General features: G+C 43.6%; 20 protein-coding genes. 18 read left to right on the plus strand and 2 right to left on the minus strand.

Features of this window, described 5'->3' with window-relative positions; all coding sequences use genetic code 11:
* Together ACIQ0H_RS03365 and ACIQ0H_RS03370 are read left to right on the plus strand one after the other, a co-directional pair.
* Window positions 1–1,119 (plus strand): ATP-binding protein, encoded by a 1,119-nt coding sequence (locus ACIQ0H_RS03365; RefSeq protein ID WP_483882527.1) that lies wholly within the window; start codon window positions 1–3, stop codon window positions 1,117–1,119.
* Window positions 1,116–1,718: a response regulator transcription factor gene (locus ACIQ0H_RS03370; protein ID WP_403410902.1), complete on the plus strand. Its 603-nt coding sequence runs from the start codon at window positions 1,116–1,118 to the stop codon at window positions 1,716–1,718. Before ACIQ0H_RS03365 ends, ACIQ0H_RS03370 begins: the two co-directional genes overlap by 4 nt.
* Before the next feature lie 117 nt (window positions 1,719–1,835).
* Here the strand turns inward: ACIQ0H_RS03370 and ACIQ0H_RS03375 are convergent, their stop codons facing one another.
* Entirely contained in the window at window positions 1,836–2,738 is a 903-nt protein-coding gene (locus ACIQ0H_RS03375) for an aldo/keto reductase (RefSeq protein WP_403410905.1), read from the minus strand.
* Window positions 2,739–2,810: 72 nt separating this feature from the next.
* On the opposite strand from ACIQ0H_RS03375, the gene ACIQ0H_RS03380 reads away from it, so the two are divergent.
* From ACIQ0H_RS03380 to ACIQ0H_RS03435, 12 genes are all read left to right on the plus strand, one after another.
* Window positions 2,811–3,356, plus strand: coding sequence for an NUDIX domain-containing protein (locus ACIQ0H_RS03380; RefSeq protein ID WP_403410908.1), 546 nt, complete (start codon window positions 2,811–2,813; stop codon window positions 3,354–3,356).
* 147 nt (window positions 3,357–3,503) lie between these two features.
* Window positions 3,504–4,016 carry a hypothetical protein gene (locus tag ACIQ0H_RS03385; protein ID WP_403410910.1) on the plus strand — a complete coding sequence of 171 codons (513 nt, stop codon included), beginning with the start codon at window positions 3,504–3,506 and terminating at the stop codon, window positions 4,014–4,016.
* A gap of 97 nt (window positions 4,017–4,113) precedes the next feature.
* Entirely contained in the window at window positions 4,114–4,572 is a 459-nt protein-coding gene (gene fur, locus ACIQ0H_RS03390; protein ID WP_403410913.1) for a ferric iron uptake transcriptional regulator, read from the plus strand.
* Between the two features lie 149 nt (window positions 4,573–4,721).
* The gene (xerD, locus tag ACIQ0H_RS03395; protein WP_403410916.1) at window positions 4,722–5,621 is read left to right on the plus strand and encodes a site-specific tyrosine recombinase XerD; all 900 of its coding nucleotides are present in this window, start codon (window positions 4,722–4,724) and stop codon (window positions 5,619–5,621) included.
* A gap of 95 nt (window positions 5,622–5,716) precedes the next feature.
* A complete protein-coding gene (deoB, locus tag ACIQ0H_RS03400) occupies window positions 5,717–6,910 on the plus strand; it encodes a phosphopentomutase (protein WP_403410918.1) in 1,194 nt (397 codons plus the stop codon).
* Window positions 6,911–6,924: 14 nt separating this feature from the next.
* Window positions 6,925–8,223: a pyrimidine-nucleoside phosphorylase gene (locus ACIQ0H_RS03405; protein ID WP_403412345.1), complete on the plus strand. Its 1,299-nt coding sequence runs from the start codon at window positions 6,925–6,927 to the stop codon at window positions 8,221–8,223.
* Between the two features lie 255 nt (window positions 8,224–8,478).
* Window positions 8,479–8,832, plus strand: coding sequence for an anti-sigma factor antagonist (locus tag ACIQ0H_RS03410; RefSeq protein ID WP_403410921.1), 354 nt, complete (start codon window positions 8,479–8,481; stop codon window positions 8,830–8,832).
* Window positions 8,822–9,268 (plus strand): anti-sigma F factor, encoded by a 447-nt coding sequence (gene spoIIAB, locus ACIQ0H_RS03415; RefSeq protein ID WP_403410924.1) that lies wholly within the window; start codon window positions 8,822–8,824, stop codon window positions 9,266–9,268. The genes ACIQ0H_RS03410 and spoIIAB overlap by 11 nt, the downstream gene beginning before the upstream one ends.
* Before the next feature lie 3 nt (window positions 9,269–9,271).
* Window positions 9,272–10,072: a SigF/SigG family RNA polymerase sporulation sigma factor gene (locus ACIQ0H_RS03420; protein WP_403410927.1), complete on the plus strand. Its 801-nt coding sequence runs from the start codon at window positions 9,272–9,274 to the stop codon at window positions 10,070–10,072.
* 126 nt (window positions 10,073–10,198) lie between these two features.
* Window positions 10,199–11,644 carry a spore germination protein gene (locus ACIQ0H_RS03425; RefSeq protein WP_403410930.1) on the plus strand — a complete coding sequence of 482 codons (1,446 nt, stop codon included), beginning with the start codon at window positions 10,199–10,201 and terminating at the stop codon, window positions 11,642–11,644.
* A gap of 69 nt (window positions 11,645–11,713) precedes the next feature.
* Window positions 11,714–13,042, plus strand: coding sequence for a diaminopimelate decarboxylase (lysA, locus tag ACIQ0H_RS03430; RefSeq protein ID WP_403410933.1), 1,329 nt, complete (start codon window positions 11,714–11,716; stop codon window positions 13,040–13,042).
* A 153-nt stretch (window positions 13,043–13,195) separates the two neighbouring features.
* Window positions 13,196–13,558, plus strand: coding sequence for a GNAT family N-acetyltransferase (locus tag ACIQ0H_RS03435; RefSeq protein WP_403410936.1), 363 nt, complete (start codon window positions 13,196–13,198; stop codon window positions 13,556–13,558).
* Here ACIQ0H_RS03435 and ACIQ0H_RS03440 read toward each other — a convergent pair.
* The gene (locus ACIQ0H_RS03440) at window positions 13,555–14,061 is read right to left on the minus strand and encodes a DUF309 domain-containing protein (protein WP_403410939.1); all 507 of its coding nucleotides are present in this window, start codon (window positions 14,059–14,061) and stop codon (window positions 13,555–13,557) included. The genes ACIQ0H_RS03435 and ACIQ0H_RS03440 overlap by 4 nt on opposite strands.
* A 111-nt stretch (window positions 14,062–14,172) precedes the next feature.
* Here ACIQ0H_RS03440 and ACIQ0H_RS03445 point away from each other — a divergent pair, with 111 nt between their 5' ends.
* The 4 genes from ACIQ0H_RS03445 to ACIQ0H_RS03460 all read left to right on the plus strand — a co-directional run bounded on the left by ACIQ0H_RS03445 (window position 14,173) and on the right by ACIQ0H_RS03460 (window position 17,440).
* Entirely contained in the window at window positions 14,173–14,922 is a 750-nt protein-coding gene (locus tag ACIQ0H_RS03445) for a segregation/condensation protein A (protein WP_403410942.1), read from the plus strand.
* 1 nt (window position 14,923) lies between these two features.
* Window positions 14,924–15,517 (plus strand): SMC-Scp complex subunit ScpB, encoded by a 594-nt coding sequence (gene scpB, locus ACIQ0H_RS03450; protein ID WP_403410945.1) that lies wholly within the window; start codon window positions 14,924–14,926, stop codon window positions 15,515–15,517.
* 41 nt (window positions 15,518–15,558) lie between these two features.
* The gene (locus tag ACIQ0H_RS03455) at window positions 15,559–16,563 is read left to right on the plus strand and encodes a D-alanyl-D-alanine carboxypeptidase family protein (RefSeq protein WP_403410948.1); all 1,005 of its coding nucleotides are present in this window, start codon (window positions 15,559–15,561) and stop codon (window positions 16,561–16,563) included.
* A gap of 145 nt (window positions 16,564–16,708) precedes the next feature.
* Window positions 16,709–17,440 (plus strand): pseudouridine synthase, encoded by a 732-nt coding sequence (locus ACIQ0H_RS03460; protein ID WP_403410951.1) that lies wholly within the window; start codon window positions 16,709–16,711, stop codon window positions 17,438–17,440.
* The last annotated feature ends 98 nt before the right edge of the window (window positions 17,441–17,538 follow it).

The raw sequence follows: 17,538 nt of genomic DNA on the forward strand, positions 1-17,538 counted from the left end.
ATGAGAAATTTTCAACTTTTTCCAAAGAGATATGGGGTTTTACCCTATATCTTTTTATGTTATTTGGTTATGCCTCTATTTTATGTCATCAATGAATCTGGACTAAAAGCGATCATTGGCTATTTGTTATTACTGCTTTTTTTCATTTCATACAGGCAGCTGTACAGTACAACTTCTGATAAGTGGTTTTCTTTTTGGCTTGCTTTACAAATAATGATTGTAGTCCTCTTTAGTATTGGATTCGACCCGAACAACATATTTATGGGCTTTTTCTCGGCAAACTTTATTGGATGGATTGGATCCCAAAAACATTTTAATTGGGCATTACTATCCTTTGCAGCCGCAATTATTTTTACAGTAATTACGCTGTTTGTGCAGGGAGTAATGGACAATTTTATTTACTTTCTCCCCTTTGCCGTAGTGATGATAGGAGCTCCATTTGGCATACGATCGATGAATGAGAGAATGTCGCTGGAGAAACAGTTAAACCAGGCCAATGACCAAATTAAGGATTTCATTAAACGGGAGGAAAGAGTTCGAATTGCCCGAGATTTACATGATACATTGGGGCATACATTGTCATTGATTACCCTGCAAAGCCAGCTCGTTCAACGAATTGCCGACAAGCATCCAGATTGTGTAAAAGTGGAAGCGAAAGAAATTGAAATGACAGCGCGCTCGGCACTTCAGCAAGTGAGGGAACTTGTCTCTGACATGCGAGCCATAACAATCGTTGAGGAATTAGCGGATGCGGAGCAAATTTTACAAGCAGCAAACATTCAATTTCATATGGCAGATGAAACTGAATTACTAGACCTACCGCCTTTGCAGCAGAATATTGTTGGAATGTGTCTTCGCGAAGTAGCAACAAATATCGTCAAACATAGTCAAGCGCAAAATTGTTTTGTCACTTTTAGGAATACAAGAGGGAACTTCAGCATTTCCGTACAAGATGACGGGATAGGTGTTGCTGAAAATACTTATGAGGGTAATGGATTGTCGGGAATGCGGGAACGTCTGGCACTCGTTGAAGGGAAACTAACAATTGAATCGGGGACAGGTACTATTGTTACGGTAACTGTTCCGGTCATTGTGAAAGAGGAGATGGTCGGCTTATGATACGCATTGTCATTGCGGAAGATCAACGAATTTTGCGGGGGGCTCTTGGTGCATTGCTCGATTTTGAAGAAGATATGGAAGTCGTCGGGCAGGCGGAAAATGGAGAACAGGCGCTGAAGCTTGTCAATCAGCTACAACCGGCTATTTGTCTGATGGATATAGAAATGCCGTTGAAAAGTGGACTGGAAGTAGCGGTCGAATTAAAACAGGGTGGTTCCGCTTGCAAAGTCATCATGTTGACTACCTTTGCGCGTCCCGGTTATTTCGAACGGGCAGTGAAGGCGGGTGTCCATGGCTACTTATTAAAGGACGGATCCATTGATGATCTTGCAGAATCGATTCGTAATGTGATAAAAGGGAAGCATGAATTTGCCCCTGAACTGATTATTAATACATACCACCAAGATAACCAACTGACTGCACGTGAACAGGGGATTTTGAAACTAGCGGCGGAAGGGAAAACATCGAAAGAGATATCAGCGCAATTATTTTTATCAGCTGGTACGGTCCGAAATTATATGTCTGAAATCCTTCAGAAATTGGAAGCCAAAAATAAAATTGAGGCGATAACAATGGCAAAGGATAAGGGATGGATTTGATTGAAAGCCATTTTTGTAGAAGGGTAGTAAACGATTGTTCTTGTCAAAATAGTCCAGAATAACTGTAATAGGTATAAAACACGCACAGATTGTAGTCTGTGCGTGTTTGTATACAAATTAAAGACGGTGCTCCTTGTACGTATGCAATTGGACGGCACGCTTCAACTGAGCGATTTCCGCATCTGTTACTTTTTTGTTGTACGCAATGACGGAATCGAGCAGTTGCTCAGTCGTACTTGCGCCAACGAGGGCAGATGCCACTGTTGGATCATGTAGAGCGTAAGCAATTGCCGCAGCATGCAAGTCATCCGATTGTTCACCTAACGCTTTGACTGTAAGTGCTAGTTCAGTAGCATCGTAGTCGACGAATCCATTTGCCTGCTCTGCCCGCGTCAAACCCTCCGCTGTCAAAAAACCTTTAGCAATGGTCCCTCTTGTAACGACAGATGCGCCAGCCCCCTGTATCATTGGGAACCATTCTTCTGGGCGACGATCAAGTAAACTATATTGCATCATGACGGAAACGGCGGAACTGTTGTCCAAAAATCGTTTAATGACGGTTGGACGAATTGAAGAAATGCCGTATTGGCGGATCAGTCCCTCTTTTTTTAAGCTATCAAATGCATCAATCGTTTCATCAACGTCGTCTTCCATTACACCGCCGTGTAGCTGGTACAAGTCAATATAATCTGTACCAAGGCGCAATAAACTCTTTTTAATGGCCTCCGTAATATGTGCTTTGGAAGCGTCCCACGTCCAGCTAGTGCCGTCTTGGTTCATTTTATTTCCTGCTTTGGTGGCTAGGATTATATCTTGTCGTCTTCCCTTAAGTGCGTGACCAACAAGTTCTTCGTTGCGACCACCATCGTACAAATCAGCTGTATCGAAATAATTGATGCCGGCATGGATGGCGGCGTCGATGATGTTTTTGGATTCGCCCACATCATTTGGTATCGACATGCACCCAAGGCCGATTTCGGACACGTATAGTCCACTTTTCCCTAATTCTCTTTTTTGCACAACTGCACCTCCCTATATTTGTCTATGTTACAATGACGACATTGGAAATTCTAGGAGAAGGGATTGGATCAGATGAATAAATACGAAGAAAAGACAATAACAGGTGAAACGCTCTACGAAGGTAAAATCATTACACTGCGAGTAGAAGAGGTGGAACTACCTGATGGTAATCTGGCAAAACGTGAATTGATCAAACATCCTGGGGCAGTTGCGATCATTCCCATAACTGCGGACGGAAAACTGGTCCTTGTTGAGCAATATCGAAAAGCGTTGGAGCGCTCACTGATTGAAATACCCGCGGGGAAAATCGATCCGGGGGAGGCGCCGGAACTAACGGCAGTCCGGGAATTGGAAGAAGAAACGGGGTATGGCGCGAAGGAATTTAGCTATATTCAATCGTTTGCGACCTCACCGGGCTTTGCGGATGAAATTATCCATCTCTATTTGGCGCAGGGACTTTACACCATCGACAATCCAGCTGCAGGTGATGAGGATGAATTTATCGGATTACTTGAAGTAACAATAGAGCAAGCAGAGGAAATGGTTAGTTCAGGGGAAATATTTGACGCCAAAACGGCATTTGCCGTACTTTATGCAAAAAATCTTCTAGAAAAGTGAGCTAAATTTGAACGGACAGGCATATGTTGGATTAATCGGGCTTTTAGGGGCAGTTGAACCTTATGTAGGAAGGATAGACCTTAATCCTTCCCCAGGTAGGGATTTTCTGTCCGTTCAAGCGGGACAAACTATGCGGAGGTGCAGCCTATGGTCCGTTCCTTATCGTTCATCCACTTATTCATTATTCTTGCAGTCGGTTATATCGGAGGGGCACTTTTGTTTCGGGAGATGTCAGCGACCGCGATAGAACGAGTGATTACGTTCTACGATGCTCGCGTCGTCCAAGGACATGAGGCAGGCTTTATTAGACCAGTAGGGACAGCGGCATTGTTTTTCATCGTTGCGTTTACACTCGCCACGTTTAGAAAAACACGGTTCCTTGTACTGTTTTTCGGTGCTGTGAAATGTGTCCTTTTCGGTCTATCCTCTTCGTACCTTCTTGGATCAGGTGCGAAAATGATGGCGTATTCGGTTTGGTGGTTTCCATTCCAGTTTATTATTTGCTTTTTATTTCTCATGTACTGTGCTATTCTTTGCCCCCCTTACTTTATGAATACAACACTAGGGAAAAAACGCAATACACGTGCGTTACCGACTGTTATTGCCCTGTCAGTGGCGGTACTTGCCATCGAAATTATCGTCTTTCGATTCATTCTCTAGTAGTAACATTTGTCCGTTAATTATCTGTCTGTTCCCTTTCTGTTGTCATAAGGAAAGCCCATTTGGTATAATGGAGGCAGTTTGAGGGGGGCGTCGTATGGAAAGCCGTATCGATCGGATAAAGAAACAATTGCATGGGGCGAGTTATAAGTTAACACCCCAGCGTGAAGCGACGGTTTTGGTCCTCCTTGAGCATGAGGAAGACCACCTAAGTGCTGAAGATGTATTTTTACTAGTTAAAGAGAAAGCACCTGAAATCGGGCTAGCTACTGTATATCGCACGCTAGAATTGCTAACAGATCTTAAAGTAGTCGATAAAATCAATTTTGGTGATGGGGTATCTAGATATGATTTGCGGCAGGAAGGTGCTGCCCATTTCCATCATCATCTTATTTGTATCGAATGTGGAACAGTGGATGAAATTCAGGAGGATCTTCTCGGCGATGTCGAAAAGATTGTTGAAAGCCGTTTTCAATTTGCCATTAAAGATCATTGGTTAACGTTTCATGGTGTTTGTAAAAGATGTACATCGGTTACGGACGATAGTGAAGTTTGAGAAAGGGGATGGCATGCCGCTGTCCCTTTTGTCGTTGGATTTAACTTGCTCCAGCGTTCGGTGCAATTCGCTGAGTTGTAATGGATAGGGGGGAAGGGTTTGTGTAATCAAATTATAGAGAGTAATGGTTTGTCTATTTCCCGTAATGTATGAAAGAAAGTCGATTTGCACTGGAAGATTATATGCACTTTCTCAAAGTGGAACGTCAACTAGCAGTAAATACAATTACTTCTTATAGACGTGACCTCGATGAATATATGGATTGTATGGAACTTGCTGGTTATGCAACGATAGAAGATATCGACCGTCCTGCCATTCTGGATCATCTACGACGCCTAAAAGAGAGTGGGAAATCGTCACGGACTGTGTCGAGGCATATCTCATCAATACGCTCCTTTCACCAATTTCTTTTGCGTGAAAAAGTGACGACACAAGATCCTACGGTACATGTAGAATTGCCGAAACTAGAGCAAAAATTACCTCGCGTTTTGTCACTAGAAGAAGTGGACAGACTGATTGCTATCCCAGATAGTTCAAAGCCGCAAGGTGTAAGGGATCATGCTTTGTTGGAAATTCTATACGGAACGGGGATGCGGGTGAGTGAACTGATAGGGCTAAATATGGACGACATTCATCTATCCATGGGGTTTGTTCGTGTTTTCGGTAAAGGAGGAAAGGAACGGATCATTCCGCTAGGCGGCAAAGCCATTGAGGCTTGTCAAACGTATATAGATGTGGCGCGCCCTGGTTTTATCGTTAAACAGAAAAACGCGGAAGCATTATTTGTCAATATGCGTGGCGCCCGGTTGACAAGGCAAGGTTGTTGGAAGCTGTTGAAAGGGCATGCGTTACAAGCAGGGATCCAAAAAGAACTGACGCCGCATATCCTGCGTCATTCTTTTGCAACTCATCTAATTGAAAACGGAGCGGACCTCCGTGCGGTACAGGAAATGCTGGGTCACGCTGATATTTCCACAACGCAAATCTATACACATGTTAGTCGCTCGAGGTTGAAAGAAGTCTATGTGAAATTCCATCCAAGGGCTTAATAAAATAATCCATCACCAAAGGCTTGATGTCATTCAAAATGGACGACATCCGTCGGAAGTGAGTTGAAGAATATATTTATATGGAGGGTACAACTATGGGAAAACAACAATTTAAACGAGTTCACGTGATCGTCCTCGATTCTGTAGGCATTGGAGAGTCGCCGGATGCACATCTATTTGGTGACGTCGGAGCAAATACACTTGGGCATATTGGAGAAGCGATGGAAGGTTTACATATGCCAAATATGGGCAAATTAGGCCTTGCAAATATTGGTGAAGTGAAAGGGGTTACAAAAGTGGATGAGCCACAAGCCTTTTTCGGAAAAATGGAAGAAGCATCAGTGGGCAAGGACACGATGACAGGGCACTGGGAAATCATGGGCCTGAACATTGACAAACCTTTCAAGGTCTATCCGAACGGCTTTCCACAAGAACTAATTGCCGAATTAGAGCTACGAACAGGTCGCAAAGTCATTTGCAATCAACCCGCGAGCGGTACAGCGGTTATAGATGAATACGGCCCAGAGCATATGGAAACAGGTGCATTAATCGTCTATACGTCTGCGGATCCTGTTCTGCAAATTGCAGCACATGAGGGCATTATTCCGATTGAGGAACAATATCGGATTTGTGAAATTGCCCGCGAACTAACATTAGATCCAAGCTATTTAGTGGGCCGTATCATTGCGCGACCGTTTATTGGGGAGCCGGGCAATTTTACACGTACGACAAATCGTCATGATTACGCATTGAAACCATTTGGTCGGACGGTTATGAATGAGCTAGTAGACGCTGCGAATGAGGTAATTGCAGTTGGTAAGATTGCGGATATTTTTAATGGTGAAGGCATCACGGAGTCGGTCCGTACAGTAAGTAATATGGACGGTGTCGATAAATTGCTTGCGGTCATGGAGAAAGATTTTAAAGGACTTAGCTTTACAAATCTTGTCGATTTTGATGCGTTGTTTGGTCACCGCAGAGATCCGATTGGCTATGGTCATGCGTTGCAAGAATTCGATGCAAGATTACCAGAAATCATGGCATCGCTACGGGAAGATGATCTACTAATCATTACAGCGGATCACGGTAACGATCCTACATACCCTGGGACAGATCATACGCGTGAATATGTGCCGCTTCTGGTATATTCGCCAGCATTCAAACAGGGTGGTGAATTGCCGCAAAGGGAAACGTTCTCGGATATCGGGGCAACCATTGCGGATAACTTTGGCGTGAAATTGCCTGAGTTCGGTACTAGCTTCTTGGGTTTATTAACTGAAAAGGTGTGATGACATTGTTCAGAATGGTCGATGTAATTGAGAAAAAGCGCAATGGCGGAGTACTTTCAAAGGAAGAAATCACATTTTTCGTAAATGGTTATACGAATGAAACCATCCCGGACTATCAAGCGAGCGCTTTCTTGATGGCGATTTACTTCAAAGGAATGACGGCGGAGGAACAAGGCCATTTGACTATGGCAATGGTTGAATCTGGTGATCAGATCGATTTATCGGCTATTGAAGGGATTAAAGTGGATAAGCATTCGACAGGAGGAGTGGGGGATACAACGACACTTATTCTAGTACCCCTTGTCGCAGCCTGTGGTGTCCCTGTTGCGAAGATGAGTGGCAGGGGGCTTGGACATACCGGTGGGACCTTAGACAAGTTAGAAGCGATTGACGGCTTCCACATCGAGTTGACGGAAGGACAATTCGTCAAACAAGTGAATGACTTGAAATTGGCGGTTATTGGTCAAAGCGGGAATTTAACTCCTGCGGATAAAAAACTGTATTCGTTGCGTGATGTGACGGCAACGGTTGACAGTATTCCACTGATTGCTAGTTCAATTATGAGTAAGAAAATCGCGGCGGGCGCAAATGCGATTGTTCTTGATGTTAAAACGGGCGAAGGCGCGTTTATGAAAACGGAAGCGGACGCAAAAGCACTTGCTGAATCGATGGTAGCGATTGGAAAACAGGTCGGCAGACAGACAATGGCAGTCCTCTCCGATATGAGCCAACCACTTGGCTATGCGATTGGTAATTCCCTTGAAGTCATTGAGGCCATTGAGACGCTAAAAGGCAATGGCCCAGAAGATTTGACGGAACTTTGTCTCGTGCTTGGTAGTAAAATGATTGTTGCGGGAGGCAAAGCAGATTCCGTCGATGAAGCTCGTGATATGCTGAAAGCGGTTATCGCTGACGGTTCGGCACTTGAATTGTTTGGCAAATTGATTGCAGCGCAAGGCGGGGATGCGAGCATTATTCACGACACCTCTTCATTACCCACTGCGAAATACCAAATTGAGGTACCGGCTCTCGAATCGGGCTATGTCACGAAGGTTGAGGCGGACGATATTGGAATTGCTGCAATGCTTCTTGGCGCTGGAAGGGCAACGAAGGAAGATGAAATCGATCTGGCCGTCGGGATTGTGTTGCGCAAAAAGATTGGGGATGCGGTGCAAAAAGGTGAACCTCTTGCCATTATCCATGCCAATACAGAGAATGTGGAACGGTCCGCGTCTTTGATTCAACAACATATGGTGATTGGGCAACAAGTGGTGGAAAGCCCGCGTCTCATTGGCGCGATGATAACAGGCTAAGTAGAATAAGTAGGGGCTATCCCATTGATTGGCATTATTACAATCAATGGGATAGCCTTTTTTGCGTAAAGAAAAGAATTTGTTCCTAAAAAATTCCTCGATGCATGTGTAAATCACATCTAACTTGTACATACTTTTCGTAGTTAAGGGTATTGTCGAAAAGAAAGAACCTTTCGCTATCTATGACTAGTTTTGTCAGCTAAGAGGGTTTGCTCGCTCCAATGTGGAATATTCCGCAGCAAGGAGGGGTTTAGCATGGCTGATATCGAAATTTTAGACAATGGCATCTTAATTGCGACATTACGTGGGGAATTGGATAACCATCAGGCGAATCAAGTCAGGACGCACATTTCCACATCTATTTTCACGGGACAAGTGCGGGCAATTATTTGGAATTTGGAGGGTCTTGGCTTTATGGATAGTGCGGGAATCGGTCTCATTCTGGGAAGAATGCGCGATTTAGTCCCTTCAAATGGGGACACGCTTATTTTAAATCCTAGCCCAACAATGGAAAAAATCTTTAACTTTTCTGGTCTAGGGTCAAATATAAGGCATTGTACGGTCGAGAGAGCGATCGGGGAAATCGGAGGGGTTTTACATGAACAATGAAATGACGTTATCATTCGTCGCAATTGAAGAGAATGAAGCACTGGCAAGGATGGCGATGACTTGTTTCATCACGCCCCTTGATCCGACCATTGAGGAAATATCAGAATTTAAGACCATTGTGTCAGAAGCAGTAACGAATGCAATTATCCACGGCTATGAACTTGATGGGAAAAGTCTAGTTACGCTTCACGCAACCATTCAAGACAATAAAGTAACCATGACAGTTAGTGACGAAGGTATGGGGATTTTTGACGTGGAACAAGCGATGGAACCGATGTTTACAACTCGACCATTCATGGAACGTTCTGGAATGGGATTCACGATTATGGAAAGTTTCTCCGACAGCCTATCTGTGGAGTCTGTCATAGGAAGTGGAACCGTTGTCAAGTTCGAAAAAACGTTTTCTCCGGTCACGGAAGTAAGCAGAATGAGGTGACCTATGGACGCATCCGTTGAAGTTCAACCCGCTTTGTTGTCTCAGGAGAAAATGAGGGAACTCATTAAAGTTTCACAGGAAGGCGATAAGGAAGCAAGAAGGATGATGGTGGAGGGCAATACAAGGCTTGTCTGGTCCATCGTTCAACGATTTGCCTCGCGTGGTGCAGACCCGGAGGATTTGTTCCAAATTGGTTGTATAGGTTTGATGAAATCAATTGATAAATTTGACCTGTCCTACGAAGTGAAATTTTCGACCTATGCCGTGCCTATGATTGTCGGTGAAATCCAACGTTTCCTAAGAGATGACGGTATGGTAAAGGTAAGTCGCTCCATTCGAGAACTAAGTTTTAAGATTCGTCATGCAACCGACGACTACATTAAAAAACATGGCAAGTCCCCATCTATTTCAGAAGTCGCGGCAGTTCTAGAAGTATCCGTTGACGATATTATTCTGGCATCGGATGCCTTACGTGACCCTGCATCACTTCATGAGCAATTATATGAAAGTGAAGGGGATAGTTTGACGTTAATGGACCAACTTAGGGATGACCGATCTGAAAGGGTATTTGATCATATTCCCCTTCGCGATGTCATTTCGAAATTAAATAAGCGCGATCAGACGATTATTTACATGCGCTATTATTTGGATTGTACCCAAAGTGATATTGCGGAACGCATCGGGATATCACAGGTACAAGTATCGCGGCTAGAAAAGAAAATTTTAGCCCAACTCAAGTTATGGATGGGTGTTAACGCGGAGGAAGGTATAGCATTAATGGGTAGAGGCCTCCAAGATAAATAAAAACTACTAAAGAGGGATTTCATTTAATCCCTCTTTAGTAGTTTGAAACATGCAGTATAAACATTCGTAATTTGGACACAAATACATCATGACATACTTAATGAAAAGTGAGGACGGATGGAACCCATGAAGAAGTTATTCCGATCGATGCATGAAGGGGAAGAGTGGTTCTATGCCCGTTTTGGCAAGGATCAGACATTTGATGCGACGGCTAGATCGTTGCATCTATGGGATATGCCCACTCTATTACTGTATATTAATGGCCTGATAGACGGCGACACGATTACAACGTTGTTGACGGAAATGCAAGGGAATACGGAAAGACCAGAAATGGAGGAGGACGGGGCGGAACGCTTTCTGTCCTTTTTCCCATATCATGCAGTATCGAACGTCAAAGATGCCGATGAACTGCTGACGGCGATACTTAGTGGTCAAGCAGCGTTTGTGACGCCTGATGGCTATGTGTTTACAATCGATATCAGATCGTATCCTGGCCGACAGCCTCAAGAGCCGGACAATGAGAAAGTTGTAAGAGGGTCAAGGGATGGATTTACAGAAAACCTCATCCAAAACACGGCACTTATCCGGAGGCGTCTGCGGACAGAAGATTTACGCTTTGAAATGCATAAGGTGTCGGTAAGTGGTAAAACAGATATCGCCATCACGTACATGCAAGGAGCGGCAAGTGAAGAACATCTTGATTATATACGAAAAAGACTCGATGAAATCGAGCATGATGGACTGACTATGACTGATAAATCACTGGAAGAATTTTTATTTAAACAGGGTTTTCATCCAATGCCATTTGTGCGTTTCACGGAGAGACCCGATATTTGTGCAGCGCATTTGTTGGAAGGTCATATCGCCATCATTGTCGATACATCTCCTTCTGTCATTCTTGTGCCGACTACGTTGTTTCATCATCTTCAACATGCTGAAGAATATCGCCAAGCACCCCTTTTAGGGACGGCGGTTCGTTTGGTTCGCTTTATAGGGGCAGCGATGAGTCTTGTGCTGTTACCATTTTGGTATTTAATTGCGACGAAACAACAGTATTTACCGGATTTTCTTAGTTATATAGGGCCGAAAGATATAGGGGAAATTCCATTACTCTTACAGCTACTTATTGCGGACGGTGGGATTGAAGTACTCCGAATGGCAGCTATCCATACGCCGACCCCGATGTCGACCGCAATGGGATTGGTTGCTGCCATTGTCATCGGGCAAGTGGCGATTGATGTTGGTTTGTTTACGCCGGAAGTCGTGTTGTATGTAGCCGTAAGTGCTATTTTCACCTTTGCCATCCCATCTTATGAATTAAGTCTTACAACAAAAGTATTTAGAATTTGTATACTCATTTCAACAGGATTGCTTGGCGCTCCCGGATTTTTCATATCCATCGCAGTTCTTTTTTACTATTTATGTTCGCTGAAACCGATGGGGGTTCCCTATCTATGGCCAGCTGTTCCGTTTTTCCCGCGTGCAATGCTTCGCGTGCTCATCAGATTTCCAATGACTGCGGATGTACCACGACCGTATATTACCGATTCTCCGAAAAGGGATCGTATCTGATAGGTGATTGCCACTTCCCACTCTGTTGTGATAAAGTTTTAGGTATATGATTTGGGAGGGGATGGAAGCATGCATTTCTACGGAACACAATCGGTCAATCAGCAAGGCCATTTGACAATCGGTGGCGTCGATGCAATAGATCTTGCTCATACTTATGGAACACCACTTGTCGTCTATGATATCGCCTTATTCCGTGAACGAGCACAGGCTTTTAAAGAAACATTTAAAAATGTTGGCATCCGTGCGCAAGTTGCCTATGCAAGTAAAGCGTTCTCGTCTATTGCAATTTATGAAGTCGCTAAACAAGAAGGACTTTCACTTGATGTTGTTTCTGGGGGAGAATTATTTACTGCAATTGCTGCAGATTTTCCAAGGGAGCGCATTCATTTCCACGGTAACAATAAGAGCTATACCGAATTACAATATGCTTTTGACGAAAAAATAGGGTGTATCGTTATCGATAATTTTTCTGAGATTGCATTGGTAAAGGAAATTGCGGAATCACGTAAGGAAAGCATGAATGTGCTGATCCGTGTGACCCCTGGTGTTGAAGCGCATACACATGATTATATTACGACGGGCCAAGAAGATTCGAAGTTCGGCTTCGATTTGAAAAATGGTCAGACGGATGAAGCATTTTTGAAATTGCATGATCATCCCTACATTAACTTATTGGGGATGCATTGTCATATCGGCTCACAAATATTTGAGACGGATGCTTTTCGTTTTGCTGCAGAAGTGTTGATGGACAAGATGATTTCTTGGCGCGAAAATTATGAATTCATTTGCACGGTGCTGAATTTGGGTGGGGGATTTGGCATTCGTTATACAGAAGAAGATACACCACTTGTGCCTTCTGCCTATATTGAAGAAATGGCGACAGTCGTGCTGTCGATGACCCGTAGTCATAACTATCCGGTACCAGAAATTTGGATAGAACCAGGCAGATCACTTGTTGGGGATGCTGGTACGTCGCTTTACACGACAGGAAGTACTAAAGAAGTACCAGGTGTCCGTACATACATAGCGGTTGACGGTGGAATGTCCGATAATATCCGACCAGCTTTGTATGGTGCAAAGTATACAGCTGTTTCGGCTAGTCGAATGAATGATCCACATGACAAAAAAGTCACGATCGCTGGAAAATGTTGTGAATCAGGCGATAAACTAATTGAAGAAGCATACCTTGCAGATCCGTCTGAAGGGGATGTGCTTGCTGTTTTTTGTACAGGTGCCTATGGGTATTCGATGGCAAGCAATTATAACCGACTCCCTAAACCAGCTATTGTTTTTTGTGAAAATGGAGAACATCAACTTGTTGTCCGTAGAGAGACCTATGAAGACGTTGTCCGACTCGATATCCCGCTACAAACGATAGGTCTGGAGGAGAAGATTTGAAGAAGCGCAACATTCTCCTTTTCTTATTTATCGTAGTTGCGGCAATCGTGTGGGGAGCGGTATACTGGTACTTTGTCATGCCAATTATCGATCCGCGCTAAATGGCAACACTTTCGTTTACAAAGGATTTTTAGAAAAGAAGGGATTCAATTGATGCTTTTACGGTATAAGAAAACGTATGAAAAAATTGCGATGGGGCTACTTTCCTATATGCCTGGCGATAAAAATGCGAAAAAGTTACAGGAAACGATTCACCGATACGAAACAGACGAAAATTGGCAACTCTATTTATTAAAAAAAGAGGATGACTTTATCGGCCTGGTTGGTGTGGAACTGGGTAACGATGACTATACGTTATATCATCTCTCGGTCAATCCATCTTTTCGAGGAGAAGGAGTCGGCAAGGAAATGGTCACAAAATTGCAGGCACTTTTTCCAAATAAGACATGTAAAAGTACCGATGAAACTGAATTATTCATAAAGAAGTGTCAGCTAAAAGGAGAAGGAGCAGATTAATGACGTCTGCCCTTCTTCTTTTCTTCGCGTTCTTGAAGTACACCCGTCCGATCCCGCAATAGATGTTTATGGATCACTGCATCGCTACCCGCGGCGAGTAGTTGCATAGATTGTGTAGCAAGTGTAATATGCGCTTGTAGGTTTACCGAAGTAACCAGTAGGGAAAAGGATTCAAAAGGTGATTCTTTTTCCACTAAATTCACGGCATGACTGACGTTAGAGACCAATTGTTGAATATCGAGTTCTTCTGCAAAATGAGTGGCAAAAGTAGGGAACTTTTTCTCGGCTTTTCGCAAGGTACGAATCGCACCGGTTAGATTTCCTCTACGCCAATGGTACATGCCTGTCGAAAGCAGGATGTATGCGGTTAGCGGATGCTCCTTGTCGCCGTCTGGCAGCGACTTCCAATACTCCTCCAACACTTCATGACATTCAAAATAATCTTGATTGTCGTTAAAATAAACAATAAACTGTACGAATAACGGATGATGATACGGATGCATGAAATCAATCCTTTCTAAATGTGTAAGTGCTTCATGGACAACCTATGCGGATGTAAAGGTATACTTCATGGTAGCTTCGTTTGAAAAAATAGTAGGTAGGTGTCACACAGGATGTCATATAAAGTTAAACTAGAAGCCTTTGAGGGCCCCTTAGATCTATTATTGCATTTAATCAACAGACTTGAAATTGATATCTATGATATTCCGATGGCGGAATTGACAGCGCAATACATAGAACATCTTCACGCGATGCGTGTCCTTCAGTTGGATGAACTGAGTGAATACCTTGTACTTGCTGCAACGTTGATAGAGATTAAGAGTAAAATGCTACTTCCTGTCCATGAGGGAGAAGATTTCGATGATGAAATCGATTTCGATATGGAGGATGATCCGCGTGACGAGCTTGTCGCCCGCTTAATTGAGTACAGGAAATATAAGGAAGCGGCTATCAGTCTGAGGGAATCCGCTGATGAACGATCGGATCATTTTACAAAATCTCCTGAAGATTTATCGGGATTTGGCGAGGTTGTTGCGACCGAATCCGATGAAAGCTTCAATGTTTTCGATTTAATTGGTGCATTTCAAAAGATGCTCGACAGAAAAAGGTTAAAAGCACCGATAACGGCAAATATTACAAAAATGGAACTGTCTATCGGTGAAAAAATGGATGATATTATGGCAATACTTGAAAGAGGCGGCGGGACTTGTGATTTCTATTCGTTATTTGATGAAGGAGATACGCCGGGGCTTGTTGTGACGTTTTTGTCATTGTTGGAATTGATGAAACGGCGGGATATCATCGTTGAGCAGGTCGGTAATTTTGACGAGCTAAGGGTGTCGTTCCGACGGGAGGATGAGTGAGATGGAAATGAAAGAGCGATTGTCGGGAATGATTGAAAGTTTTTTATTCCTAATGGGGGATGAGGGCTTGACGGTGAAACAATTAACCGTCCTAACCGAACGGCAAGAAGCTGAGGTGAACGCTGCGATTGATTGGCTTCGGTTAAGTTATGAGCAGCGTGATGAAAGCGGCATAACGATAAAGCTTTTTGGTGGTGCCTATCGTCTTGTGACGAAAGCAGAATTTGCGGAAGATATTAAACGGTTGCTGGAAAATCCAACGCCGAAGACGATGACGCAAGCATCTCTTGAGGTATTGGCGATTATTGCGTACAGACAGCCGGTGACGCGTGTTGAAATCGATGATCTACGTGGCGTTAAATCGGAAGGGCCAATCAATACACTGATTGCGAAAGGGTTAATCATGGAAAAGGGACGTTCAGAAGGTAGTGGACGCGCCATTCTCTATGGTACGACGGACTTGTTCCTGGATCGATTTGGACTGGAATCTCTCCTTGAATTGCCACCCCTTCAGCAGGAGGAAGATAGTTCTGTAGGAGATACGGACTTGTTTATGACAAAATTCCAAGAAGCATTTGCAATGGACAATGACTAAAGAGGGATCGATTTTTTATCCCTCTCCTAAGGAGGAAACGAATGTTGAAACGGACGATGATTGTTGTCCTGTTTTTTTCACTTTTTCTGGGAGCTGCTCCAAAAGAGGCGGCAGCGGGTGGAAGCTCATGGGCTGTAATTGATGCTGAGACGGGGAGATTATTGGAAGGCTCCAATGAAAATGTTAGATTGCCGATTGCCAGCTTGACGAAGATGTGGACAGCCTTGACCTTTCTTGAAAGTAGTGACATGTCTGATAAGATCAAGATTACGCCCCAAGCTGCATCTGCAGAAGGGTCATCGATTTATTTACAACAAGGGATGACCATTGATGCCGAGTCCTTATTGTATGGTCTAATGCTACGATCAGGAAACGATGCGGCGCATGCGCTTGCCGAACATGCGGGCGGTTCACTGGATGGATTTGTAGATCTTATGAACGAAAAAGCGATGTTATACGGCTTGAAAGACACCGTCTTCACAAACCCGTCTGGTCTGCATGATGATCGCCATCTATCGACTGCATACGAAACAGCACTTATGCTGAAGTATGCGATGGAAAATGACAAGTTCCGTAAAATTGCATCGACAAAAAATTATCGTTACGAGGGAGACGAGCAGATTTACAGCTGGCGTAACAAACATCGTATGATCCATTCTGAGCCAACTGTTATTGCAGGGAAGACAGGATTTACAAAAGCGGCTGGTCGGACACTTGCGACATACTTTGAGAAAGATGGTAAAAAAGTCATCGTCGTCACGCTAAATGACGGTAACGATTGGAACACGCATAAATTTTTAGCTAATAAAGTATTCTCCTCTCATAAATTAGCGACGGTCGCCAAGGAAGGTACGTATGAAATTCTTCCTGGAGTGGAAGGGGAATTGAAACAACCCATTCGTCTGTTGTTGAAAAAAGGGGAAAAGGCGGAATTACAGAATGTGGTGCGCATTCCGCGTGGAAAAAGTAAGCTAAGTACAGGAACTTGGACGGTTTCTTTTGATAATGTACCGCTTATTACGAGTGAAATATTAATTAAGCAATAAGCGCAATCAAAATTTGAGCCAAAAGAGTAAAAACGTACTAAAATGTGACGTTTTTAAGAAGACTGCCATCATAATAGGTCAGTCTTCTTTTAATTTGACGCAAAGTATGACATAATTTTTTCAGAATGAAGAACGAGGTGTCTTGATGGAAAGATTGCAAAAAGTATTGGCGCAAGCGGGTGTTGCATCACGGAGAAAGTCCGAAACACTCATTGTAGAAGGTAAAGTGAAAGTGAACGGAGTCGTTGTAACGGAATTAGGAACAAAAGTTTCGAATTCAGATCGGGTGGAAGTGGAAGGTATTCAGCTCGTAAAAGAGAACTATGTCTATTATCTTTTATATAAACCTAGATCGGTCATTTCGACCGTCCATGATGACAAAGGAAGGAAGACAGTACTCGATCTGTTTCCTTTGGTAGATGAAAGGGTGTTCCCTGTAGGGCGGCTTGACTATGATACTTCTGGTATCATCCTGATGACTAATGATGGAGATTTCTCTTATTTGATGACGCATCCAAAATTCGGCATCAAGAAAAGGTATGTTGCAAAAGTCAAAGGGATTCCAGATCGCGAATCGCTTCGGAAACTGGAACGGGGCATTGACTTGGATGATGGGAAGACGGCTCCCGCGCATGTAAAAATGCAGACCGTCGATAAGAAGGCTGGTACAGCACTCATAGAAATTACGATACACGAAGGAAGAAATCGTCAAGTCCGTCGCATGTTTGATGCGATCGGCTGTCCTGTACTAAAACTTCGAAGAGAATCGTTTGGAACGCTGACAACTCATGGGTTGAATGCAGGAGAAGCACGTGAACTGACTAAGCATGAAGTGAAACAGCTACGTGTTCTTGCGGAAACTGGTAAAATCGGCTAATCCCAACATCCTACGAATGCTTTGCCCGACGGGGAGGAATTGTAGTTGGTTCCTTTTTGGCGGGCAAAACGTTCACAATCCTTTCATTTCTGCGGGGC

The sequence above is a fragment of the Sporosarcina sp. NPDC096371 genome (assembly GCF_044762865.1).
Taxonomy (GTDB): domain Bacteria; phylum Bacillota; class Bacilli; order Bacillales_A; family Planococcaceae; genus Sporosarcina.